Raw genomic sequence first — 22,405 nt, 5'->3', positions numbered from 1 at the left:
AATGCGCACTAGCCAGAAACGGGCAGCTGTGTTGCCGCTGCCCGTGTCAGGTTAACGCTGGCTGGCGTAATGCGGCGAGCGTGGCCCGTACAGAATTGCACCGTCATGGCCGGCGGACAGCAGACGGGTGTTGGTGATAGCGCCAACATCAAAGCCTTTGTCGCTGAGCGTATTGGCGATTTGCGCGATGGCCGCGTTGATCACCATGCCGAGCAGGCCGGCGCCGCTGTTGTTGCTGTTCTCGTTGCTGGAAGCGGTAGCGCTGCCCGACCACAGCGCTTTGCCGTTACGCAAATCGAGCAGGCGCGCGTTGACGGTCACGCGGGTTTCGCTGTCGATCACCCGATAGCTGGTGCCGTACTGCACAATGTCCAGATACAGCACCGCGTCGGCGCCGAAGATCTGATGCAGCTTCGGCAGACTGACGGCGCGGATATCGTTTGCATTGCTCAGGCCGTTTTGCTGGAAGGTTTCCTCAACCACCGCGACCGGGAACACGTAATAGCCGGCTTCAGCCAGCGGCAGGGTAGCGGTGGACAGCACGCTGTGGCTGGCTTTGACATCCGGTGACTGGTTGACCGGCGGCGGTACCAGAATCGAGGCCGGCTTGCTTTCATGAAATGCCGCATAATCATACGGCGCTTTCTTGGCGCAGCCGCTCAGCAGCAGAACCGCCGTAGCGGCAACTAAACCGAGTATCCGTTTCATTTAAAACTCCCTTTATCCTTGGCCATCAGGAAATCCATAAATCTGGCGGATTCCGGGAACAGACGTTTTTCCGTATTGAATTCGGTAAAAGCCTGATCCGGACGGCCGCTTTTGGCGTACAGCAGACTCAGCTGCGCATGCAAGCCGGGCGGTACCGCCTTATTTTTGGCGCGGGAGGTTTCAACGGTCTGGTTCAGCGTCGCGATCTGTTGTTCCGTGCTAACGCCATCCTGTTGATAATACTGATAAAGTGTAGTCTGATAATGATCCCAATTGTACAGCGTTTTCGGCGCGGCGCAGCCGGCCAGCAGGGTTGCTGCCAGCAGCACCCCACTTATATTTTTTATGGTCATTGTTGCACTAATCCGTTAGTTGGTCGGGCGCCATGCGCCGCTTTCGATGCCGTTGACTAAATTGTTCACTGCTTCGCGTACGGCCAAATCCAGTACTTTGCCGTTCAGGGTCGAGTCATAGCTGGCGGTGCCGCCAAAACCGATAATCTCTCGGTTAGACAGGCTGTATTCGCCGGCGCCCTGGGTGGCGTAAACCACTTCGGAAGTCTGAACGTTCACTACATTCAGATTTACCTTGGCATATGCCACCTGCGATTTACCGCGGCCGAGAATGCCCCACAGCTGATGATCGCCCACTTCCTTGCGGCCGAATTCGGTGACGTCGCCGGTGATCACGTAATTGGCGCCTTTCAGCGTTTGTTTTTGCCCCTTCAGCCCGGCTTCGGTCTTCAGCTCAGCCATATTGGCGCGATCGAGCACGTTAAAACGGCCGGTCTGCTGCAGGTGAGTGATCAGAATGGTTTTTGACTGGTTGCCCAGGCGATCCACGCCGTCGGAGAAGATGCCGTTCATATAGCTGGAACGGTTATCAAATTTACCGACGGCGATCGGGCTACGTGGACCCTGATAGTGGCTCTGGTAGGAAGCCACTTTCGGCACGTCCAGTGAACGGGAAGATTCTGTTGCACAGCCGGCCAGCAACAGGGTGGAAAGGGCAAGAGAACCCAATACGAGTGATTTTTTCATAGAAATGAAATCTCTCCTTGATGATAAAACACGGCAGCTTTGCCAATGATGAATGTCAAAAGTCCGGCGATCGCCGGCTTTCAACGCGCGCATTCTAGCAGAAGCCGCAGGGGATTAATCGTCGGAATAACGTGGATGAATAAAATAAATTCCTTCACCTCTTCATGGAGATACGTTATCTTGCTCATCAATTAGGTAACACTATCAACCAGTTTCACTTTGTCATCTATTCAACCAAGGAAGATAAATACCGTGGAGATCCGTGATTTTCGGGCGTTGTCGCGCCGTCTGGTGCGTGAACTGGGGATGTTGAACAAGCAGAGCAACGGTTCACGCTTTTCACCGTTGCAGATTCACCTGATGATTGAAATCAAGGAACAGCCGCTGGGGGTGATGGAGCTGGCGGCCAAACTGTGCATCGATAAGGCCAGCGCCAGCCGGGCACTGCGTTCGTTGGTCAGCGCGCAGATGATCGAGACGGTTGAACACCCGCATGACAAACGCCACAGCCTGCACCGTCTGACCCGGCAGGGGAAACACACGCTGGCGCTGATTGACAGCGATGCCGATAACTTTATGCAGGCGGCGCTGGCGCAGTTGGACGATGATGAACGGGCGGCGACGGTGGCGATGATGCGTAAGTTCAGCGGCGCGCTGGCCGGCGCGCGCAAGCAGCGGCAGGCCGAACTGCGGGTGCGGCCGATTTGCGCCGCAGACGATGCGGCGATGGCGAAGCTGATCCGCGACTGTTTCCGTGAATACGGTATGGACAGCATGGAGGGCGTCAGTCTGTACGATCCGGATCTGGAGCGGCTGACGGAGATGTATCAACGCAGCGGCGGTCATTACTGGGTGGTGGAACGGCAGGGGGAAATCGTGGGCGGCGCCGGCATTGCGCCTCTGCTTGGCGGCGAAGCGGATTACTGTGAACTGCAAAAGCTGTTTTTCAAACCCGAAATCCGTGGCCTGGGGATGGCGCGTTACATGGTGGTGCAGGCGATGCGCGCGGCGCGGGCCGCCGGTTACCGCTACTGCTATCTGGAAACCACCGAACAGCTAAAAGAAGCGCTGGGGCTTTATCAGTCGCTGGGCTTTACGCTGCTCAGCGAACGGCGCGGTGCGACCGGCCATCACGGCTGTTCCATCTATATGTTGAAGCCGCTGTAAGGGGCTCTTTCCCTGCGCCAACCTGGCGCAGCAACGCAAAAGGCGGCTTACGCCGCCTCTTTGCATCTCAGACTCAAACGATTAGTTATAGATAATCGCGGTGCCGTGCATTTTGTTGTTACCGGTTGTCGAGGTGATCTGGAAGGATTTTGCCCCGGCTTTATCGGCTTCTGCCGCCAGTTTGTTTTCCAGGCTGGTCAGGTTGGTTGCGCCGCTGGCGTTAACCACGCCGACTTTCTGCATATTGGCCGGCTGGCTGTCTACCAGTTCTGCGGCAAAGCTGCCGAATGATACGGTGGCAAGGGCTACGGCGGCGATGGTCATTTTCAGGCTTTTCATAATCTTCTTTCCTATCACAAGTTGAATATGGTTGTTGTTTCGCGGAGCGTTAAATTAATTAACGATCGATAATTTAATGTTAGTGTGACCCAGGTCACTTTGCAAGCATTTTTTTAATGTTCATTAATTAAATGGTGTCGGCCGAGCTTGCGGCGGCCGGCGCCATTCAGCGCTGAAGGTCAGTAACATATTGTTGTGAAATTATTTTTCTCTGACGCTGGTGATGTCTGCGGGCGTTGAAAAACGGGCGTTCCACGGCATGCGGCAGTGAAAATTGTCATTCAGGGCCGTCAGTCGTGGCCATCAGCGCGACGTTTTATCACAACGACAGACTGCAACAGCACGAGCATCCCGCCGCAGTGAGAAGGGTGGGAGCTGCTATCACGGTGAATTATTTTATTTATTTCAATTGATTATGTTTTTATGAAGGTGTATCAATAACAACGTTGGCGTTGGCTGCGGTATTAGATAACGTTCGATAACTAAATGTTAGTCGCTTCTCGACGCCGTCGCAATATTTTTTTATAATGATCGTTAATTTAATTTGGCGGCGCAGACGCGGCGCGCAAGATGAGAGGGATTATGACTATCAAAGAAGAGGTCGCCGCAAAGAAAACCCGCGGCAGACCGAAACAGTTTGATCGCGACCTGGCACTTGACCGCGCACTGGAGCTGTTCTGGCGTCACGGTTATGACGCCACGTCATTGGCCGATCTGGTCGAAGTCACCGGCGCCAAAGCGCCGACGCTGTATGCCGAGTTCGGCAATAAAGAGGGGATGTTCCGCGCGGCGGTGGAACGTTACCTGAGCAAATACACCACCTGCACCAACCAACTGCTTGAACAGCCGCAGCCGATCGCCGAAATCATCGATGCCTATGTGCGCTCCTCCGCGGAAGTGTTTACCGATCCGGAAACGCCGTCCGGCTGCTTTATGGTGTGCGCCTCCGCCGCGCTTTCCTCGTCGTCGGACGACGTCGCCCAGATGCTGCTGCGTAAGCATCATGCGCAGGAAGCCAGCCTGAAGGCCTGTTTCGACCGCAAGGTGCAGCAGGGGGAACTGCTGGCGAAAACCGACACCGCGCTGCTGGCGAAATATGTGATGTGCACCATTGAAGGCATGTCGGTGCAAGCGCGCGAAGGGGCGAGCCGCGCCGAGCTGCTGCGCCTGGTAGATACGCTGATGATGCTCTGGCCGCGCCTGAGTCAGGTGGGTAATCCGGTCTGAGCCTGTCCCGCGCAGTCAGCGCGGGGAAAGCGCCATATGCAGCAGCGGGTAGGGGTTGCCCTGGCCGTCCAGCGGTGAGCGTCCTGTCACCACAAAGCCGTAGCGCTGGTAGAAGCCTACCGCCTGCGGGTTTTGCTCGTTCACATCCAGCACCAATCCGTCGTGGCGCGCCTGCGCATGGTTCAGCAGTGCGCTGCCGACGCCCTGGCCGCGCTGTCCGGCATCGATAAACAGCATCTCCACCTTATTATCATCCAGCGCGATAAAGCCGCAGGGCCGCCCGGCGATCTCCGCCACCCAGACGCCGAGCAGCGGCAGATAGTGCTCGACCAGCGGCTTGAACTCTGCCATCTGTTTTTCACCGATAAAGTGATGGGTAGCGCGCACCGAACGCTGCCAGATCGCCACCAATTGCGGATTGTCCGCCGGAATACGTTCTCTGATCGTTATCATCCCTGCCTCCTGGGGTAAACTGGCCTAAATGTACGCTGAAATAGCCCGCAACGAAAATCTCCCGGCGACGCCGCAGAAAAAATTTACGGAAAAATTCGCGTAATCGCTGAATTTTTGAGACTTTTACGCGTGATTGTGCGATCAAATGCGTTTTACACTGGCGAAAAGCAAAAATCCTTTTGTATCCTTGATGGTTGAAGCATCAGCTTTGATGATTTTGGACAGTGCGTGGCAGGCGATTGCCGCGCCGTGACCCCTATTGAGGTGATATGAACGAGTCATATGTACTTGCTGAAGTCAGTAATGATAACCAGACGCTGATGGCGGTGGTTCAGCAAGATCACCGGGCTGCCTATTTTTATATTTATCCCGCCGACGCCTTCAGCGAGCGTTTTCAGGTGCGCGCCTGCTGGCTGCGCAATCTGGAGGCCGCGCCGCAGCAGGAAGACCGCGCCGCGCTGGAGATGGGGCAGCCGCCGATGCTGGCCGCTGAGTTTTGCCGCAACCTGGAAGGTGAAGCGCCGCTGCAGCCGGACGGCCTGCAGGTTATCTGGAACGAGAGCGACGACGGCGCGGCGCTGTGGTATTACGGCCAGCTGCTGGCGGTGATCCCCGGCTGGAGCCTGTATATCGACCATTCGGTCTGCTATTCGGCCAGCTGCATTAAAGAAAGCCCGCTGGCCTACCCGTTGGGTTCCGCCTCCACCAACACGCAATATGCGCAGGCCGAGGCCACCCGCCAGTTCTGGCGGCGCTGGCAGCGTGAAGAGGGCAACCCGTGGCCGACCATGCAAAGCGAGTATATGGCGCGCTATGAGCAGCATTTCGGCCCGTCGGTGAAGTATTACGCCATCGATCAGGGCAAGTGGCCACCGATGGCGATCTCCCAGCACGAGCGCGACGGCATCTACTATTTCCTCACCATGGGCGTCAGCATCCGGCCGATGCCGTGGATGGAGATCCTGTTTAATGACGACGCTTCCCTGTACCGGCGTATCGAGCTGGGGATCGCCATCGACGGCCAGTATATGACCGAAGAGAACGCGGTGCAGATGGCCAGCGCGCTGGCCGGCGTGGCGCACGTGCCCTGGGCGCAGATTACCTGGTTCGGCGAAGGGCATACGCTGGCGTCGGAAGTGGCGCCGCAGGGCTATGAAGGCTATCTGCTGTCGTCGTCGTTTTATCCGCACCAGCAGTATCTGACGCTGCCGCAGCAGCAGGGCGACCCGGTCAATCTGCTGTGGGCCAGCCCGGTGTTTGCCGGCGAGCGCGAGCTGGCGCAGGCAACGCCGAACGGCGGCCATGAGCTGGTCAGCCGGCTGCGCGAGCAGGGCGTCGATCACATCTTCCGGCCGCGCCAGCCGCTGGCGTGAGCAGGTTAACCCACGGATTAAGAGAGCGCTAATGAAGCCAGCATTATTGATTATTGATGTGCAGAAGGGACTGTTTGTGCCGCCGCCGGCGGATGCCGATGCGGTGATTGAGCGGATTAACCAGCTGAGCGCGCGGGCGCGTCAGTCCGGCGTGCCGGTGATCTTTGTCCAGCATCAGACTGCCGATCGGGAACTGGCGCATGGCAGCGACGGCTGGCAGATTGAGCCGCGTCTGCAGGTGGCAGACACCGATCTGCGGGTGGAGAAAACCACCCCGGATTCTTTCCTGCGCACCAATCTGCAGGCGTTGCTGGAGCAGCACGGAGTAACGCAGCTGGTGATTTGCGGCTACTCCACGGAGTACTGCGTGGACAGCACCACGCGCCGCGCGGCCGGCCACGGCTACCCGGTGGTGCTGGCGGCGGATGCACACACCAGCCATGATAAAGCGCACGCCAGCGGCGCCTGGATCCGCAATCACCACAATGCAGCGCTGTCGGGTATGAAAAGCTTCGGCGTGCCGATCCGCGCGCTGCCCGCGGCGGAGATTCAGTTCTGAAATGAAGCGGAGCGCCGACGGCGCTCCGTTTTACCTCACAGGCCGCCGCGTCGCGCCGCCACGTTGGCCAGCGCCGACCAGTCCAGTTCCCCCTCACCGTGGGCGATGGCATCCAGAAAATTATCTTTCAGCACGCTGGCGAACGGCATCGGCGTATGGCTGTTGCCGCCGGCCTCCAGCGCCAGACCTACGTCTTTCATCCCCAACGTCAGTTTAAACCCCGCCGGCTGATAGTTCTCCTCGGCGATCAGCGCGCCGTAGCCCTGATAGGCCGGGGCGGAAAACAGGGTGCCGGTCAGCATCTGCAGATAGTCCGCGCCGGATACGCCGTGATTGCGCACCAGCGCGCTGCCTTCCGCCATCGCCTCAATGGCGCTTGCCAGCGTGAAGTTGGCGGCGATTTTGACGATATTGGCCTGTTCCGGCCGCTCGCCGAATGGCCAGGTGCGCTGCCCCAGTACGTCGAACAGCGGCTGCACCCGCGCCAGCAGGGCCGGGTCGCCGGCGGCAAGAATATTCAGCCGGCCGGCAGCGGCAACGTCGGGACGGCCGAGCACCGGCGCCGCCAGATAGCCGATACTGTGCTGCTGATGCAGTTCTGCCAGCCGCTGCGCCAGCGCCACGGAGATGGTCGCCATATTGACGTGCGCCGCGCCGGGGCGCATCTGCGCCAGCAGGCCGCTTTCCACCACCACCTGTTCCAGCGCCGCGTCGTTGGCCAGCATGGTGATCAAGATATCAACCTCGGCCAGATCGGCGGGCTGCGCCGCCAGCCGTGCGCCGGCGTCGACCAGCGGCTGCGCCGCCTGCGGTGAACGGTTCCACACCGTCAGCGGGTAACCGGCCTGCAGCAGATTATGGGCCATGGCGCGGCCCATACCGCCCAGCCCGGCAAATCCGATTTTCATCATGCGCTCCTGTTGTGAGTTGACCGCTTAACCCTAGCGCAGCGCGGCGGGAACGCAACGCCGGCAATGTAACGTTTTCCTACCGGGGAAAAGGGCGGCGCAGAGGCGCGCCGCCGGCGGGGAGTATTACTGCGCGTCGGTGATCGGCTGTTTCACCACCAGCAGGTAGGAGAGCGCGCCGATCAGGGTAAAGCAGGAGCACAGGGTCAGCGCCAGGCTGAACGAGTGGGTGGTATCGAGGATCCAGCCGGTCACCACCGGCGCGAACGAGGCGAAGATAAAGCTGGCGAAGTTCTGGATACTGCCTACCGAGGCGGTCATGCGCGAGGTGACCGATACGTGGATCAGCCCCCAGCAGGAAGTGCCGGCAAAGTGGATGCAAAACAGCGCCATGCCGATCAGCGTCACCGCGCTGGTGGTGGTGGTGGCCTGCGCCACCACCGAGGTAAAGGCGGCGGACAGCAGCATCCCGGAGACGATGCACAGCTTGCGGCTTTTGACCGGCTCCATGCCGCGTCTGACTAAAAAGTCGGTCACAAAACCGTTGGACAGCATGCCGGCGGCGCCGAACAGAAACGGAATGGCGGCCAGCAGCCCGGTGCTTTTCAAATCCAGGTGGTAGGTGGTCTGCAGGTAGCCGGGCAGCCAGGCGAGATACAGCCAGGCGGTGTAGTTGATGCCGCTGAAGCCGATCATCATGCCCCACATGGTGCGGTTTCTGAACAGCGAGCGCCACTCTTTAAAGCTCATCGGCTCCCGGCGTGCGCTGACGCTGCCGGCGTTGAGGTAGCTCTGCTCCTGCGCGCTGAGGTCGATGTCCTGGCGGTTGCGGTACAGCATGTACCAGCCGATGGACAGGGCGATGCCCAGCAGGCCGATGGTGATAAACATGCCGCGCCAGCCGAACACCAGCATCATGGCGGTGAGGATCGGCGGGCTGATCGCCAGGCCGACGGTGGAGGCGGCGTTGAAAATGCCCATCGGCATACCGCGCTGTTTGATGTTGAACCAGTCATTGATCACCTTGACGCCGCAGGGGTTCATCGGCGCTTCGCCGATGCCCAGCCCGATGCGCACCCAGATAAACTGGGTAAAGTTCTGGATCATGCCGGACAGCGTCTGGAACAGCGACCAGATGAACATGCCGAGGCCCAGCATAATGCGCGGCCCCTTGCGGTCCAGCAGCGGGCCGCAGGGCAGCTGGGCGAGGCCGTAGGCCAGCGAAAAGGCCGACAGCAGCAGGCCGATTTCCGTACCGCTCAGCCCCATCTCTTCGCGGATGGTGGAGTTGGCGACCGACAGCGAACTGCGGTCGAGAAAGTTAATGATCGCGGCTAAAAACAGCAGCAGCATTGCGGTGGTCTGAATTTTCTTGATGCGCGCGGAACGCACCAGCGCGCCGTCGGGAGGCATGGGAACGATCGAATCGGCCGCGTCCGGCTCTGCGGCCGTCGGGCGGGTAGCGGTATGAGTTTTTTCCATCATTGTCTCCAGAATTCCACGTTAATAATATTTATCGTTGGGGGCCCGGGATGCAGGGAATGCTTGGTCTAACCGCTAATCAGCCTAAATGGCGCATTTCGCGTCCGAATCCGGGGAGATCGGGTTCCGTGCGGCAGATAGGCTTTTACGGTTTTTTATCGGTTTTTTATTACCGAGCGGGCGTCAGGAGACGGTGTGGGCGAGGGAGCGGATCATCGATTGTTTGGCGCTGTCGAGGTGACGGTGCAGCGCATGGGTGGCCTGCTGGTCGTTGCGGCAAATCAGCGCGCTGAGAATCGCCATATGCTCCTCAATGGCGATGATATTACGCTGCTTGAGGTCGCTGGCGTCCCACTGATAGTGGAAATGGAAGATGACCGAGATCACCTCCAGCGACTGGTTGAAGAACGGGTTATTGGCGGCGGAGAGGATCAGGCGGTGGAAGTCGCTGTCCAGCGCGGAGAACTGCCGGTAGTGCAGGCTGATATCGTCACGCAGCTCACGGTGGCGGCGCAGCAGCTCTCTGGCCTGCAGCCAGCGCGCATCGTCAGCCGGCAGGTTGAGAAAGCGCGACAGCGCATGGGTTTCCAGTATCTGGCGCAGTTCGAACAGCTGTTCGGCGTAATGCTGGTCGAAGGTTTTCAGGCACCACTGCCCGCGTTTGACGTTGTCGACCAACTGGTAGCGGCTCAGGCGCAACAGAAACTCCCGCACCACCGCCGGGCTGACGTTCATCTGGCGCGCCAGCTGCAGCTCGCTGAAACTGTCACCGGCGCGCAGCTGTTGCTGGTTAATCAGCTGGAAAAACGCCCGTTCAAAGCGTTCGTTCTGCGCCTCCGGCGACTGCTCGCGGCAGTCGAAACACTCCTCCTGCTGTGGCAGACGGGCGATGACATAGCCGTCGGCCTGCGGCGCCAGTACGCCGGTTTGTTGAAAGTGGGCCAGCGCGTGGCGCACCGTGGTGCGGCTGATGTTGTACATCTCGGCCAGCGCGGCCTGAGAGGGCAGCGGCGAGGTCAGATGGCCCCGAGTCATGCCGTCAATCATCTGATTGATCACCATCTGCCGCAGGTTTTGTGTTCTGCTCATCACGTCTCTCGGCGGTTTTTTCCGGCATTTAAAACCAATTTAAAGCGGTTTATTTTGGGCTGAGTCACACTTCCTTATGCCGAAGTCCTGGCGCGGGCGTTTTTTATTGAATAACAAACGCCAGATCACGGGAGGAGTCATCATGGCCACAATGAATACATTGATTTGTCAGCAGCCGAAGCAACTGGTTTATCAACAGCGCCCGGTGCCGGAACCGGCGGCGGGCGAAGCGCTTTTACAGATACACACCGTCGGCATCTGCGGCACCGACATTCACGCGTGGGCGGGGAATCAGCCGTTTTTCGCCTATCCGCGCGTGCTGGGCCATGAAATTTGCGGCCATATCGTCGGCCTGGGCGCGGACGTTGCAAACTGGCGGGTCGGGCAGCGGGTGGCGGTGATGCCTTATCTGTCCTGCGGCAGCTGCGGCGCCTGTCAGAGCGACCGCGGCAACTGCTGTGAAAATATTTCGGTGATCGGCGTGCACCAGGACGGCGGTTTTTGCGAATACCTCAGCGTGCCGGTCAGCAACCTGCTGGCGGTCGACGATCTGGCGCCCGAAAGCGCCGCGCTGATTGAACCGTTCGCCATCAGCGCCCATGCGGTGCGGCGCGCGGCGGTGGCGCCGGGCGAGCAGTTGCTGGTGGTGGGCGCCGGGCCGATCGGGCTGGGGGTGGCGGCGATTGCCCACGCCGACGGCGCGCAGGTGGTGGTGGCCGATACCAGCGCGGAACGCCGCGCCCATGTGGCGCAGGTGCTGGGGGTTGCGACGCTCGATCCGGCGGACGCCGGCTTTGACGCTGCGCTGCGCGCGCAGTTTTCCGGCATGCTGGCGGCCAAAGTGATTGACGCCACCGGCAACCGGCTGGCGATGAACAACTGCATCAACCTGATCCGCCACGGCGGCAGCATTGTGTTCGTCGGGCTGTTCAAAGGGGAGTTCAGTATCGACGACCCGGAGTTCCATAAAAAAGAGACCACCCTGATGGGCAGCCGCAACGCGACGCATGAAGATTTCGCCAAAGTGGGGCGGCTGATGGCGGCGGGTAAAATTCGCGCCGAGATGATGCTGTCGCACCATTTTGCCTTCGACACCCTGGCCGAATGCTATGAGCGTGACGTGATCAACAACCGCACGCTGATCAAAGGAGTGATTCACTTCCACAAGTAATGCTGCTTTTCGCCCGGCTATCCGGGCGATACATCACGCCGTCGTCACCTCCCCGCCATAAAACCATCATCCCAATGTCATAAATTTATCCCTAAATAGGTGCCCATCACGAATCGCCAACCTAATGAGATACGGCATATGGCTCAGGCACTGTTAAAACTGGCACCGAGCGAATTCCCGCCCGTGCAGACCCGTACGCGGCGCAAAGTTCTGGAAGTGAAAGGATTGGGCAAAGCCTATAAGGCGCAGCAGCGGGTGCTGGACGATATCAATTTTTCTCTGCACGCCGGCGAGTTTGTGGCGGTGATCGGCCGCTCCGGCGCCGGGAAATCGACCCTGCTGCACACCCTGAACGGCACCATTCCTTCCAGCTGCGGCGAGATGCTGCATATCGATCCGCAGGGCGTGGCGCAGGACATCGCCCAGCTGTCGGCGCGTCAGATGCGCAGCTGGCGCGCCCGCTGCGGCATGATTTTCCAGGATTTTTGCCTGGTGCCGCGGCTGGATGTGATCACTAACGTCTTGCTGGGGCGGCTCAGCCACACCTCGACGCTGAAATCCTTCTTCAAAGTCTTCGACGACGCCGACCGGGCGCGCGCCATTGAACTGCTGCAGTGGCTCAATATGCTGCCGCACGCCCTGCAGCGGGCGGAAAACCTGTCCGGCGGCCAGATGCAGCGCGTGGCGATCTGCCGCGCGCTGATGCAGAACCCGCAGATTCTGCTGGCCGATGAGCCGGTGGCGTCGCTGGATCCGAAAAACACCCGGCGCATTATGGATGCGCTGCGCAAGGTGAGCGAAGACGGCATCGCGGTGATGGTCAACCTGCACTCGGTTGAACTGGTGAAAGAGTACTGCGGGCGGGTGATCGGCATTGCGCAGGGCAAAATCATTTTCGACGGCCACCCGTCGCAGCTCGACGAACAGATTCTGCAGCAACTGTATGGCGAGGAAGTCAGCCAGATCCATTGATCGCCGGAGAGCGGCTTGTGCATTTTTACCGTTACTTTTACACACACAGGGTTATGAGATGATGAAAAAAATAGCGATGCTGAGCGCGCTGGCAAGCGGCGTGCTGATGGCCTTCGGCGCGGCGGCGGCGGATGCGCCCAAAGAGCTGAATATGGGCATTCTCGGCGGGCAGAATGCCACCCAGCAGATTGGCGACAACCAGTGCGTGAAGCAGTTTTTTGATAAGGAATTGGGCGTAGACACCAAACTGCGCAACTCCTCCGACTATTCCGGCGTGATCCAGGGGCTGCTCGGCGGCAAGATCGATATGGTGCTGAGCATGTCGCCGGCGTCGTTCGCCTCGGTATACCTCAAGGATCCGCAGGCGGTGGATCTGGTGGGGATCGCGGTTGATGACGTCGACAACTCGCGCGGCTATCACTCGGTGGTGATCGTCAAGGCCGACAGTCCGTATCAAAAGCTGGCGGATCTGAAAGGGAAATCCTTCGGCTTTGCCGATCCGGATTCCACCTCCGGCTTTTTGATGCCGGATCACGACTTTAAAAAGCAGTTCGGCGGCAACGCGGATAACCAATACAACGGTTACTTCTCCAGCGTGACCTTCTCCGGCGGCCACGAACAGGACATTCTCGGCGTGGTGAACGGTCAGTTTGACGGCGCGGTGACCTGGACCTCGATGATCGGCGACTACAACAGCGGCTACACCAGCGGCGCCTTTACCCGCCTGATCCGCATGGACCAGCCGGATCTGATGAAAAAGATCCGCATTATCTGGCAGTCGCCGCTGATCCCGAATGGCCCGATCCTGGTGCGCAGCGCGCTGCCGGCGGAGTTCAAAGCCAAACTGGTCGCCGCCATCAAGAAGCTGGATAAAAAAGATCACGCCTGCTTTGTGAAGGCGATGGGTGGCAAGCAGCATATCGAAGACACCACGCTGGCGGAGTACCAGCCGGTGATCGACCTCAAACGCGCGCTGGCGAAGGGCGAGCGCTGATTCTCTTCCGTACCCCGGCGTCTTGCACGCGCCGGAGTACGGACAGCCATTTTTTTACGACGGATGGACATCCACGTTGAATACCGATTTTGCGCATTACTATCAGCGGATCCGCAGCAGGCAGAAGCGTGAAACGCTGCTTTGGTCGCTGCTGCTGGTGGGGCTGTACCTCGGTGCCGGTACGTTGGCCGAGTTCAATCTGCATACCGTCTGGGTGTCATTGCCCAACTTCTTCGATTATCTGGCGGAAACCGTGCCGGTGCTGCACTGGCGGCTGCTGTTTGCCGACGGGCATACCGAAGGATCGCTGGCGTACTGGGGTTACCGGCTGCATATCCAGCTGCCGCTGCTGTGGGAAACCCTGCAGTTGGCGCTGGCGGCGACCCTGTGCTCGGTGCTGGTGGCGGGGGCGCTGGCCTTTCTGGCGGCGAATAACACCCACAGCCCGGGGTGGCTGCGCTTCGCCATCCGCACGCTGGTGGCCTTCCTGCGCACCATGCCGGAGCTGGCCTGGGCGGTGATGTTTGTGATGGCGTTCGGCATCGGGGCGATTCCCGGCTTTCTGGCGCTGGCGCTGCACACTATCGGCAGCCTGACCAAGCTGTTCTATGAGGCGCTGGAAACCGCGTCGTCGAAGCCGGTGCTCGGCCTGGCCGCCTGCGGCGCCACTCCGCTGCAGCGCATGCGCTTCGGCCTGTGGCCGCAGGTGAAACCGGTGTTTATGTCCTACAGCTTTATGCGGCTGGAGATCAACTTCCGTCAGTCGACCATCCTCGGGCTGGTGGGGGCGGGCGGCATCGGCCAGGAGCTGATGACCAATATTAAACTGGACCGTTACGATCAGGTTAGCATGACGCTGCTGCTGATTATCGTGGTGGTGTCGCTGCTGGATTACAGCTCCGGCAAACTGCGTCAACGCGTGGTGGAGGGCGGAAAATAATGTTCGAGCAAACCGTAAGCACGGAACGGCTGCACACGCTGCGTCAGCAGCACCGGGAGATCTTCAGCCAGCAGCGGCGCTATCTGCGCACTCTGGCGCTGGTCGGCGCGGGGTTTGTGCTGTACTACCTGCTGTTTTTCCACTTCTTCGGCATCTCCTGGCCGCAGTTTCTCACCGGTTGCCAGCAGCTCGGCCGCTACTTTATGCGCATGTTCGTCTGGCACGATTTTCTTAACTGGCCGTTCGGCTACTACTTCCAGCAGATCTTTATCACCCTCGGCATTGTGTTCGCCGGCACGCTCACCGCATCGCTGATTGCGCTGCCGCTGTCGTTCTTTGCCGCGCGCAACGTGATGGCCACGCCGCTGCTGCGGCCGGTCGCCGCCGTGGTGCGCCGTTTGCTGGACGTATTACGCGGCATTGATATGGCGATCTGGGGGCTGATCTTCGTGCGCGCGGTGGGCATGGGGCCGCTGGCCGGGGTGCTGGCTATCGTGATGCAGGACGTCGGGCTGCTGGGCAAACTGTATGCCGAAGGGCACGAGGCGGTGGAAAAATCGCCGGGGCGCGGCCTGACGGCGGTGGGGGCCAACGGCCTGCAGAAGCACCGTTTCGGCATTTTTACCCAATCCTTCCCGACTTTTCTGGCGCTGAGCCTGTATCAGATTGAGTCCAACACCCGTTCGGCGGCGGTGCTCGGCTTCGTCGGCGCCGGCGGCATCGGCCTGGTGTATGCGGAAAATATGCGGCTGTGGAACTGGGATGTGGTGATGTTTATCACCCTGGTGCTGGTGGTGGTGGTGATGACGATGGATAAAATCTCCTCGCTGCTGCGCAACAAATATATCATCGGCGAAGATATCCCGCTGTACCAGGCGAAACGCCAAATCGATTGAGAAACCACGCGCCTGTCCCTATACTGCCGCACTTATTCTGACGTGCGGCAGTCGTTTTACCCGCCGCACGTCATCCGATTACCCGTTAAAGGCAATGCCATGATTAACAATGACGTCCTGCGCAGCGTGCGTTACATGCTGAAAATCAACGACGTAAAAATGGCGGACATCGCCAAACTGGACGGTTTCGACGTTGACGCCGCAGCGATGGGCGCTTACATCATCAAGGAAGGCGAACCGGGCTTCCAGAAGTGTCCGGATGAGGTGATGGGGCATTTCCTCAACGGCCTGGTGTTCTTCAAACGCGGCAAAGACGATAAATTTCCGGCACCGCCGCTGGAGCTGCCGATCACCAATAACCTGGTGCTGAAGAAGCTGCGCGTGGCGTTTGAACTGAAGGACGTCGACCTGTTCCAGATTTTCACCGCGGTGGATTTCCGCATCTCCAAGCCGGAGCTGAGCGCGCTGTTCCGCAAGCCGGGCACCAAGAACTATCGTCCGTGCGGCGATCAGATGCTGCGTTACTTCCTGAAAGGGCTGGCGCAGCGGGTGCGCGGCGAGTAACGCGCGCGGAATACGGTATCTCGGCGCCTCCTGTGGGAGGCGCTTTTTTTTGCGGCGCGCTAGTTGAGCGGCTGCAGATGGCGCAGTTCAATATAGCCGCGCGTCTTGCCCATCGGCGGCTGGTTGGCGGCATCATAGAGTGCGACCTGCACCCAGTCGGCGTTGACCTGCCTGATTTGCACCAGTGGCCGGTCGCCGGAGAGTTGGGCGACGGCCTCGGCGCTGCTATCGGGCGCGGCTCTGAGCACGGCGCCGCCGCCGTCCGCTTTTAGCTGATAGCTGAGCAGCCAGGGGTAGGACTGACAGCCGCTTTGCTTTTCCAGTTGTTCAATATCGAAAGGCTGCGGCGCTTTGGGCGTAAACGCGGCCTTTTGCGCCTCATAAAAGTCCAGGCCGCACTCGTTATATGCGGTTGACTCGCTAACCTTCAGCGTACCGTAATACTCCACGTGCCCCTGCCGCCGGGCGATAAACTCCGGGTGATCCTGCTGCAGCCGTTTGAGATCGAGAGCGGGCTGGCGCAGGTTGATGACTTTTCCCTTGGCGGCCGACGATTCATCCGGGAAGAAACGGTATGTCAGCTGCGGCTGATTGACGTCTTCATGCCAGACAGGCAGCCAATAGGCCTGCAGCACGCCGTTGAACGTCTGTGCTTCGGCCAGCGCCGGCTGCACGCTGAGCGACAGCAGCAGGGCGAGCATCAGTGTTCTAATCATAATCCCTCCTGGATATGGCAGGCAGCAGAATAGCAAGACTTGATCGTCACGCTGAAGTTATTTATTCCTTTGCTGGTGATAAAATTTTTCAGCTCTTTTAACTTTTTGACGCTGTTGCCGACAAAATCAACTCCCCTGGATGAGCCAATCAGCAGGCATCCGTCGGTATCTGATTGATAGGCGTTTTTCTGCACCTTTTTTGTTCAGTATCTGCGCGCCGTTGGTGCGCGTTTTTTGCACGCGCCGCGCATTGTTTTTAATTAATCATTTAAAATCAAATAAATAAAAAACTGGCACGGGCGTTGCTCTGCTGGATTCAATCTTGTGTACTAGATGGAATTCAGCCGATGACCCAGCCTGTTAAGCAACACGGATTTACCCTCAGCGAGTGGCAGCGCTACTACCAGACGCAGCCGGCGGCGGAGCGTATCGCCTGCGTCGCCGCCACGCTTTCTCAACTTGTCGCCAGCCTTGACCGTAACGACAACGCCTGGATTTACCTGCCCGACGCGCGGCAGTGTGAGGCGCAGTATCAGCAGCTGGCGCAGCGCCTGGCGGCGGTAGCCGGGGACCTCAGCCGTCTGCCGCTGTTCGGCGTGCCGTTTGCGGTTAAAGACAACATTGATGTCGGCGGCTGGCCAACGTCGGCGGCCTGCCCGGCATTTACCTATCAGGCCGATGAGGATGCCGCCGTCGTCGCCAGGCTGCGCGCCGCCGGCGCTGTCGTTATCGGCAAAACCAACCTCGATCAGTTCGCCACCGGTCTGGTCGGCACCCGTTCGCCGTATGGCGCGGTGGTGAACAGCTTCAATCCGCAGTATGTCAGCGGCGGCTCCAGCTCCGGCTCGGCGTCGGTGGTGGCGCGCGGGCTGACGCCGTTTGCACTCGGCACCGACACCGCCGGCTCCGGCCGCGTACCGGCCGGGTTTAATCATATCGTCGGTTTAAAACCAACCAAAGGCTGGCTGTCGAACCGCGGCGTGGTGCCGGCCTGTCGCCTTAATGACTGCGTCTCCATCTTTGCGCTGACGGTGGCCGACGCTGCCTGCGTCGCCGAACTGGCCGGCGGCTATGATGCCGACGACGCCTATTCCCGCGTGAATCCACAGACGGCGCCGGCGGATCTGCCGGCCGCGCCGCGCTTTGCCGTGCCGGATGCGCCGTCGTTCTGCGGCGACCCGCAGGCAGAGCAGGCGTTTCAGGCGGCGCTGACGCAGCTGCGGGAGGGCGGCGCGCAGCTGGAAACGATCGATTTCACCCCGTTCCGCCAACTGGCGCAGCAGCTGTACGAAGGGCCGTGGGTGGCCGAGCGCACCGTGGCGGTGGCGGGCATGCTCAGCGATGACCCCGGGGCGATGAACCCGGTGGTGCGCGATATTGTCGGCAACGGCCTGCGTTACAGCGCCTGTGATGCCTATCGCGCCGAATACCTGCGCGCCGAGCTGGCGCGTGAGATCAACCGGCTGCTGGCGCAGTTCGACGCGCTGGTAGTGCCGACCTCACCGACGATCCGCACGCTGGCGGAAATGGCGCAGGAGCCGGTGTTGTTCAATTCGCAGTTCGGCACCTACACCAACTTCACCAATCTGGCCGACCTCAGCGCGCTGGCGTTGCCGGGCGCGCTGCGCGCCGATGGCCTGCCCGCCGGCATCACGCTGATCGCGCCGGCCTGGCACGATCGCGCGCTGGCGGCATTCGGCCAGCGCTGGCAGCAGCAACTGGGGCTGTCGCTCGGCGCTACCGGGCGTGCGCTGCCGGCACAGCCGCCGCTGGCGCCTGCGCCGCAGCATGTGCGCGTCGCCGTGGTGGGCGCGCACCTTCGCGGTATGCCGCTCAACGCGCAGCTGACGCAGCGGCAGGCGGTGCTGGCGGAGCAGACCACCACCGCGCCGTGTTACCGGCTGTATGCGCTGGCCGATACGCAGCCGCCGAAGCCGGGTCTGGTGAAAACGGAGGACGGCGCGGCAATTGAGGTGGAGCTGTGGGACATCCCGCTGGCGCGCTTTGGCGAGTTTGTTGCCGAAGTGCCGCCGCCGCTGGGCATCGGCACGCTGCTGCTGGCGGACGGGCGACGGGTGAAAGGCTTTATCTGCGAGCCATGGGCGCTGGCAGGGGCGACGGATATTACCGCATTTGGCGGCTGGCGCGCATATCGCGCCGGCGCAGAGAAGGAGGCTTGAGCATGTTTACCACCGTATTGATTGCCAACCGCGGCGAAATCGCCTGCCGTGCGATCCGCACCTTGAAACGTCTGGGCGTGACCAGCGTGGCGGTTTACTCCGATGCCGACCGCAATGCGCCGCACGTGAGCGCAGCGGATCACGCCGTGGCGCTGGGGGGCGACAAGGCCGCCGACAGCTATCTGCGCATTGACAAAATTCTGGCGGCGGCGGCGCAGACCGGCGCGCAGGCGATCTACCCCGGCTACGGCTTCCTGTCGGAAAGCGCCGAATTTGCCGATGCCTGCGCCGCGGCCGGCGTGGCGTTTATCGGCCCGACGGCGCAGCAAATCCGCGAGTTCGGCCTTAAGCACCGGGCGCGTGAACTGGCGGCGGCGGCCGGGGTGCCGATGACGCCGGGCACCGGCCTGCTGGCGAATGTGGAAGAGGCGGTCAGCGCGGCGGCGCGCATCGGCTATCCGGTAATGCTGAAAAGCACCGCCGGCGGCGGCGGCATCGGCCTGACGCGCTGCGATAACGAAGCGGCGCTGCGCGAGGCCTATGACGGCGTCAAACGCATGGGTGAACAGTTTTTCCGCGATGCCGGCGCGTTTCTTGAGCGCTTTGTCGACCGGGCGCGCCACGTCGAGGTACAGATTTTCGGCGACGGTCAGGGACGGGTGGCGGCGCTGGGCGAGCGCGACTGCTCGCTGCAGCGCCGCAACCAGAAGGTGGTGGAGGAGACGCCCGCGCCGCATCTGCCGGCGGCGACCCGTCAGGCGCTGCATCAGGCGGCGGTGGCGCTGGGGGAATCGGTCAGCTATCGCAGCGCCGGGACGGTGGAGTTTATCTATGACGCCGGGCGCGATGAGTTCTATTTCCTGGAGGTGAACACCCGCCTGCAGGTGGAGCATCCGGTGACGGAGATGGTGACCGGCCTGGATCTGATTGAGTGCATGCTGCAGGTGGCGGCGGGCGATGAGCCGGACTGGACGGCGCTGCTGCGCGCGCCGCGCGGGGCGGCGATCGAGGCGCGCATTTATGCGGAAGATCCGCTGAAGAACTTCCAGCCCAGCCCCGGCGTACTGACCGAGGTGGCGTTTCCGCCGGAGACGCGCGTCGACGGCTGGGTCAGCAGCGGCAGTGAAGTTTCCGCGTTTTATGACCCGCTGATCGCCAAACTGATCGTCTACGGTGAGGATCGGGCCGCGGCGCTGGAGAAGATGCAGCAGGCGCTGGATGCCACGCGGCTGCACGGCATCGCCACCAACCTGGACTATCTGCGCCAGGTGGTGGCGACCGACGCTTTCCGCGCCGGCGAGGTCTGGACCGGCCTGCTGGATGAATTCGTCTATCAGCCTCACTGCATCGAGGTGCTGCAGCCCGGCACTTACAGCAGCGTGCAGGACTACCCCGGCCGCCTTGGCTACTGGGATATCGGCGTGCCGCCGTCCGGGCCGATGGATGATTTCGCCTTCCGGCTGGCGAACCGCATCGTCGGCAACCATCCGAGCGCAGCCGGGCTGGAATTTACCCTGCAGGGGCCGACGCTGCGCTTCCACTGCGACGCCACCATTGCGCTGACCGGCGCCGACTGCCCGGCGACGCTGGACGACGTGGCGCTGGAGTACTGGCGGCCGGTGGCGGTGCGCGCCGGGCAGGTACTGACGCTCGGCCGCGCCAGCCGCGGCTGCCGCACTTACCTGGCGGTGCGCAACGGCATTGACGTGCCGCTCTATCTGGGCAGCCGCTCCACCTTCGCGCTTGGCCAGTTCGGCGGCCACGCCGGCCGTACGCTGCGGGTGGCCGATATGCTGTCCGTTGCCCGGCCTCAGTTACCCGCCAGCACCACGCCGGCGCCGATCGCCGCGCCGCAGGCGCTGGACGCCAGCCTGATCCCGCAGTACGGCGAGGTCTGGCATATCGGCGTGCTGTACGGCCCGCACGGCGCGCCGGACTTCTTCACCGAGGAATCCATCGACGCCTTCTTCGCCAGCGAATGGCAGGTGCATTACAACTCCAACCGGCTGGGCGTGCGCCTGTCCGGGCCGAAGCCGGCGTGGGCGCGGCAGGACGGCGGCGAGGCCGGCCTGCATCCGTCCAACGTGCACGACTGTGAATACGCCATCGGCGCGATCAACTTTACCGGCGATTTTCCGGTGATCCTGACCCGCGACGGGCCGAGCCTCGGCGGCTTTGTCTGTCCGGTGACCATCGCCCGCGCGGAGCTGTGGAAAGTGGGGCAGGTGAAGCCGGGCGACCGCATCCGCTTTCACCCCATCAGCTTCAAGCAGGCGCAGTCGCTGGAGCAGGCGCAGCTCGGCAGCATTGAGGCGCTGGCGGCGGTAAAAGCCATCTCGTTGCCGCCGCCGTCGCTGGCGCCGACGGGGACGGTGTCGGCCGCGGTGCTGGCGCGTCTTGAGGCGGATAACGGCCTGCCGGCGGTGACCTATCGTCAGGCGGGGGACGGCTACCTGCTGATGGAGTACGGCGACAACGTGCTGGATCTGGCGTCGCGTCTGCGTATCCATCTGCTGATGCAGTCGCTGCAGGCGCAGACGATAGCCGGCGTTGAGGAACTGGCGCCCGGCGTGCGTTCGCTGCAGATTCGTTATGACAGCCGCATCATCGCTCAGCAGGATTTGCTGTCGCGGCTGCTGACGCGCGAGCGCTCGCTGGAGGACGTCAGCAATCTGAAGGTGCCGACGCGTATTGTCCATCTGCCGATGGCCTTTGAGGACAGCGCGACGCTGGACGCGGTGGAGCGCTACCGGCAAACCGTGCGCGCCGAGGCACCATGGCTGCCGAATAACGTCGATTTTATTCAGCGCATCAACGGGCTGAGCCGCCGTGAACAGGTGCGCGACATCCTGTTTGACGCCAGCTACCTGATTCTCGGCCTGGGCGATGTGTATCTCGGCGCGCCCTGCGCGGTGCCGCTGGACCCGCGCCATCGCCTGCTGAGTTCGAAATACAACCCGGCGCGCACCCACACCGCCGAAGGCACCGTCGGCATCGGCGGCATGTATATGTGCATCTACGGCATGGATTCGCCGGGGGGCTATCAGTTGGTCGGGCGTACGCTGCCGATCTGGAACAAGTTCCTGACCAATCCGCAGTTCAGCGCCGGCGAACCGTGGCTGCTGCGCTTTTTCGATCAGGTGCGTTTCTACCCGGTCAGCGAGCAGGAGCTGGAGGCGCAGCGCGAAGCGTTCCGCGCCGGCCGCATGACGATCCGCATAGAGCACAGCGAGTTCGACTTTGCCGAGTATCGCCGCTTCCTGGCGGATAACGCCGGCGAGATCGACGCGTTCCGCCAGCGGCAGCAACAGGCGTTCGCCGGCGAGGTGGCGCGCTGGCAGACGCAGGAAAGCGAGCCGGAAGCGCAGCTTCTGCCGGCGGCGGATGAAGAAGAGGTGGACGGCGATCTGGTCAGCGCCGACCTGAACGGCAACGTCTGGAAGGTGTTGGTCGAGCCGGGCCAGACGGTGGCCGCCGGCCAGCCGCTGATCGTGGTGGAGGCGATGAAAATGGAGCTGGCGGTCACCGCGCCGCGCGCCGGGGTGATCAAGCGCATCGGCTGCCAGCCGGGGCGGCCGGTCGGGCCGGGCGACGCCCTGCTGTGGCTGGAACGTGCCGGATGAGGAG

At 61.3% G+C, this 22,405-nt stretch carries 22 protein-coding genes; 12 read left to right on the top strand and 10 right to left on the bottom strand.

Annotated features, from left to right (window positions below; translation table 11 throughout):
- Positions 1-51: 51 nt before the first annotated feature.
- The 3 genes from FO014_RS03415 to FO014_RS03405 are packed head-to-tail and all read right to left on the bottom strand — an operon-like array spanning position 52 to position 1,748.
- A complete protein-coding gene (locus FO014_RS03415; protein ID WP_160027805.1) occupies positions 52-708 on the bottom strand; it encodes a DUF799 domain-containing protein in 657 nt (218 codons plus the stop codon).
- Complete coding sequence (locus FO014_RS03410) at positions 705-1,061, bottom strand: DUF4810 domain-containing protein (protein WP_160027803.1); 357 nt, start codon at positions 1,059-1,061, stop codon at positions 705-707. The genes FO014_RS03415 and FO014_RS03410 overlap by 4 nt, the downstream gene beginning before the upstream one ends.
- Positions 1,062-1,076: 15 nt before the next feature.
- Positions 1,077-1,748, bottom strand: coding sequence for a CsgG/HfaB family protein (locus FO014_RS03405; RefSeq protein WP_160027801.1), 672 nt, complete (start codon positions 1,746-1,748; stop codon positions 1,077-1,079).
- Between the two features lie 252 nt (positions 1,749-2,000).
- On the opposite strand from FO014_RS03405, the gene FO014_RS03400 reads away from it, so the two are divergent.
- Positions 2,001-2,915, top strand: a complete 915-nt coding sequence (locus FO014_RS03400) for a bifunctional helix-turn-helix transcriptional regulator/GNAT family N-acetyltransferase (RefSeq protein WP_160027799.1) — start codon at positions 2,001-2,003, stop codon at positions 2,913-2,915.
- An 81-nt stretch (positions 2,916-2,996) separates the two neighbouring features.
- On the opposite strand, the gene bhsA is transcribed toward FO014_RS03400, so the two are convergent.
- Positions 2,997-3,254, bottom strand: a complete 258-nt coding sequence (bhsA, locus tag FO014_RS03395; protein WP_111737521.1) for a multiple stress resistance protein BhsA — start codon at positions 3,252-3,254, stop codon at positions 2,997-2,999.
- 582 nt (positions 3,255-3,836) lie between these two features.
- Here bhsA and FO014_RS03390 point away from each other — a divergent pair.
- Positions 3,837-4,481, top strand: a complete 645-nt coding sequence (locus FO014_RS03390) for a TetR/AcrR family transcriptional regulator (protein WP_105230265.1) — start codon at positions 3,837-3,839, stop codon at positions 4,479-4,481.
- Between the two features lie 15 nt (positions 4,482-4,496).
- On the opposite strand, the gene FO014_RS03385 is transcribed toward FO014_RS03390, so the two are convergent.
- The gene (locus FO014_RS03385) at positions 4,497-4,934 is read right to left on the bottom strand and encodes an acetyltransferase (protein ID WP_160027797.1); all 438 of its coding nucleotides are present in this window, start codon (positions 4,932-4,934) and stop codon (positions 4,497-4,499) included.
- 269 nt (positions 4,935-5,203) lie between these two features.
- Here FO014_RS03385 and FO014_RS03380 point away from each other — a divergent pair, with 269 nt between their 5' ends.
- Both FO014_RS03380 and FO014_RS03375 read left to right on the top strand, forming a co-directional pair.
- A complete protein-coding gene (locus FO014_RS03380) occupies positions 5,204-6,307 on the top strand; it encodes a suppressor of fused domain protein (RefSeq protein ID WP_105230267.1) in 1,104 nt (367 codons plus the stop codon).
- A gap of 31 nt (positions 6,308-6,338) precedes the next feature.
- Positions 6,339-6,866: a cysteine hydrolase family protein gene (locus FO014_RS03375; protein ID WP_160027795.1), complete on the top strand. Its 528-nt coding sequence runs from the start codon at positions 6,339-6,341 to the stop codon at positions 6,864-6,866.
- A gap of 35 nt (positions 6,867-6,901) precedes the next feature.
- Here the strand turns inward: FO014_RS03375 and FO014_RS03370 are convergent, their stop codons facing one another.
- From FO014_RS03370 to FO014_RS03360, 3 genes are all read right to left on the bottom strand, one after another.
- Positions 6,902-7,774, bottom strand: a complete 873-nt coding sequence (locus FO014_RS03370; protein ID WP_160031342.1) for an NAD(P)-dependent oxidoreductase — start codon at positions 7,772-7,774, stop codon at positions 6,902-6,904.
- Between the two features lie 126 nt (positions 7,775-7,900).
- Positions 7,901-9,187, bottom strand: a complete 1,287-nt coding sequence (locus FO014_RS03365) for an MFS transporter (RefSeq protein ID WP_411841377.1) — start codon at positions 9,185-9,187, stop codon at positions 7,901-7,903.
- 252 nt (positions 9,188-9,439) lie between these two features.
- Positions 9,440-10,345 (bottom strand): GntR family transcriptional regulator, encoded by a 906-nt coding sequence (locus tag FO014_RS03360; RefSeq protein ID WP_111737518.1) that lies wholly within the window; start codon positions 10,343-10,345, stop codon positions 9,440-9,442.
- A gap of 142 nt (positions 10,346-10,487) precedes the next feature.
- Between FO014_RS03360 and FO014_RS03355 the strand changes: the two genes are divergently transcribed.
- From FO014_RS03355 to FO014_RS03330, 6 genes are all read left to right on the top strand, one after another.
- Positions 10,488-11,516: a zinc-binding alcohol dehydrogenase family protein gene (locus FO014_RS03355; protein WP_160027792.1), complete on the top strand. Its 1,029-nt coding sequence runs from the start codon at positions 10,488-10,490 to the stop codon at positions 11,514-11,516.
- A 138-nt stretch (positions 11,517-11,654) separates the two neighbouring features.
- Entirely contained in the window at positions 11,655-12,488 is an 834-nt protein-coding gene (gene phnC, locus FO014_RS03350) for a phosphonate ABC transporter ATP-binding protein (RefSeq protein ID WP_105230273.1), read from the top strand.
- 61 nt (positions 12,489-12,549) lie between these two features.
- Positions 12,550-13,482 carry a phosphonate ABC transporter substrate-binding protein gene (gene phnD / locus FO014_RS03345; protein ID WP_160031341.1) on the top strand — a complete coding sequence of 311 codons (933 nt, stop codon included), beginning with the start codon at positions 12,550-12,552 and terminating at the stop codon, positions 13,480-13,482.
- A gap of 76 nt (positions 13,483-13,558) precedes the next feature.
- Complete coding sequence (gene phnE / locus FO014_RS03340) at positions 13,559-14,422, top strand: phosphonate ABC transporter, permease protein PhnE (RefSeq protein ID WP_160027790.1); 864 nt, start codon at positions 13,559-13,561, stop codon at positions 14,420-14,422.
- Positions 14,422-15,318 carry a phosphonate ABC transporter, permease protein PhnE gene (phnE, locus tag FO014_RS03335; protein ID WP_111737516.1) on the top strand — a complete coding sequence of 299 codons (897 nt, stop codon included), beginning with the start codon at positions 14,422-14,424 and terminating at the stop codon, positions 15,316-15,318. Before phnE (FO014_RS03340) ends, phnE (FO014_RS03335) begins: the two co-directional genes overlap by 1 nt.
- Before the next feature lie 99 nt (positions 15,319-15,417).
- A complete protein-coding gene (locus tag FO014_RS03330; RefSeq protein ID WP_105230276.1) occupies positions 15,418-15,882 on the top strand; it encodes a YehS family protein in 465 nt (154 codons plus the stop codon).
- 59 nt (positions 15,883-15,941) lie between these two features.
- Here the strand turns inward: FO014_RS03330 and FO014_RS03325 are convergent, their stop codons facing one another.
- The gene (locus FO014_RS03325) at positions 15,942-16,598 is read right to left on the bottom strand and encodes an SH3 domain-containing protein (protein ID WP_160027788.1); all 657 of its coding nucleotides are present in this window, start codon (positions 16,596-16,598) and stop codon (positions 15,942-15,944) included.
- Positions 16,595-16,792, bottom strand: a complete 198-nt coding sequence (locus tag FO014_RS03320) for a hypothetical protein (protein ID WP_160027786.1) — start codon at positions 16,790-16,792, stop codon at positions 16,595-16,597. Before FO014_RS03320 ends, FO014_RS03325 begins: the two co-directional genes overlap by 4 nt.
- Positions 16,793-16,945: 153 nt before the next feature.
- Between FO014_RS03320 and atzF the strand changes: the two genes are divergently transcribed.
- On the top strand, positions 16,946-18,778 hold the full coding sequence (gene atzF / locus FO014_RS03315; RefSeq protein WP_160027784.1) for an allophanate hydrolase: 1,833 nt from the start codon (positions 16,946-16,948) through the stop codon (positions 18,776-18,778).
- Positions 18,779-18,780: 2 nt separating this feature from the next.
- Positions 18,781-22,401, top strand: a complete 3,621-nt coding sequence (gene uca / locus FO014_RS03310) for an urea carboxylase (protein ID WP_160027782.1) — start codon at positions 18,781-18,783, stop codon at positions 22,399-22,401.
- The last annotated feature ends 4 nt before the right edge of the window (positions 22,402-22,405 follow it).

This window comes from Serratia rhizosphaerae (genome assembly GCF_009817885.1).
Classification (GTDB): domain Bacteria; phylum Pseudomonadota; class Gammaproteobacteria; order Enterobacterales; family Enterobacteriaceae; genus Serratia_B; species Serratia_B rhizosphaerae.
The sequence above is the reverse complement of the archived record's forward strand: the minus strand, read 5'-3'. Positions and strand labels throughout refer to the sequence as shown.

What these genes read in the sequence shown, in the direction of transcription:
- FO014_RS03415 (WP_160027805.1), bottom strand. Translation starts at nt 708, where the DNA reads ATGAAACGGATACTCGGTTTAGTTGCCGCTACGGCGGTTCTGCTGCTG.
- FO014_RS03410 (WP_160027803.1), bottom strand. Translation starts at nt 1,061, where the DNA reads ATGACCATAAAAAATATAAGTGGGGTGCTGCTGGCAGCAACCCTGCTG.
- FO014_RS03405 (WP_160027801.1), bottom strand. Translation starts at nt 1,748, where the DNA reads ATGAAAAAATCACTCGTATTGGGTTCTCTTGCCCTTTCCACCCTGTTG.
- bhsA (WP_111737521.1), bottom strand. Translation starts at nt 3,254, where the DNA reads ATGAAAAGCCTGAAAATGACCATCGCCGCCGTAGCCCTTGCCACCGTA.
- FO014_RS03390 (WP_105230265.1), top strand. Translation starts at nt 3,837, where the DNA reads ATGACTATCAAAGAAGAGGTCGCCGCAAAGAAAACCCGCGGCAGACCG.
- FO014_RS03385 (WP_160027797.1), bottom strand. Translation starts at nt 4,934, where the DNA reads ATGATAACGATCAGAGAACGTATTCCGGCGGACAATCCGCAATTGGTG.
- FO014_RS03380 (WP_105230267.1), top strand. Translation starts at nt 5,204, where the DNA reads ATGAACGAGTCATATGTACTTGCTGAAGTCAGTAATGATAACCAGACG.
- FO014_RS03375 (WP_160027795.1), top strand. Translation starts at nt 6,339, where the DNA reads ATGAAGCCAGCATTATTGATTATTGATGTGCAGAAGGGACTGTTTGTG.
- FO014_RS03370 (WP_160031342.1), bottom strand. Translation starts at nt 7,774, where the DNA reads ATGAAAATCGGATTTGCCGGGCTGGGCGGTATGGGCCGCGCCATGGCC.
- FO014_RS03365 (WP_411841377.1), bottom strand. Translation starts at nt 9,187, where the DNA reads ATGCCTCCCGACGGCGCGCTGGTGCGTTCCGCGCGCATCAAGAAAATT.
- FO014_RS03360 (WP_111737518.1), bottom strand. Translation starts at nt 10,345, where the DNA reads ATGAGCAGAACACAAAACCTGCGGCAGATGGTGATCAATCAGATGATT.
- FO014_RS03355 (WP_160027792.1), top strand. Translation starts at nt 10,488, where the DNA reads ATGGCCACAATGAATACATTGATTTGTCAGCAGCCGAAGCAACTGGTT.
- phnC (WP_105230273.1), top strand. Translation starts at nt 11,655, where the DNA reads ATGGCTCAGGCACTGTTAAAACTGGCACCGAGCGAATTCCCGCCCGTG.
- phnD (WP_160031341.1), top strand. Translation starts at nt 12,550, where the DNA reads ATGAAAAAAATAGCGATGCTGAGCGCGCTGGCAAGCGGCGTGCTGATG.
- phnE (WP_111737516.1), top strand. Translation starts at nt 14,422, where the DNA reads ATGTTCGAGCAAACCGTAAGCACGGAACGGCTGCACACGCTGCGTCAG.
- FO014_RS03330 (WP_105230276.1), top strand. Translation starts at nt 15,418, where the DNA reads ATGATTAACAATGACGTCCTGCGCAGCGTGCGTTACATGCTGAAAATC.
- FO014_RS03325 (WP_160027788.1), bottom strand. Translation starts at nt 16,598, where the DNA reads ATGATTAGAACACTGATGCTCGCCCTGCTGCTGTCGCTCAGCGTGCAG.
- atzF (WP_160027784.1), top strand. Translation starts at nt 16,946, where the DNA reads ATGACCCAGCCTGTTAAGCAACACGGATTTACCCTCAGCGAGTGGCAG.
- uca (WP_160027782.1), top strand. Translation starts at nt 18,781, where the DNA reads ATGTTTACCACCGTATTGATTGCCAACCGCGGCGAAATCGCCTGCCGT.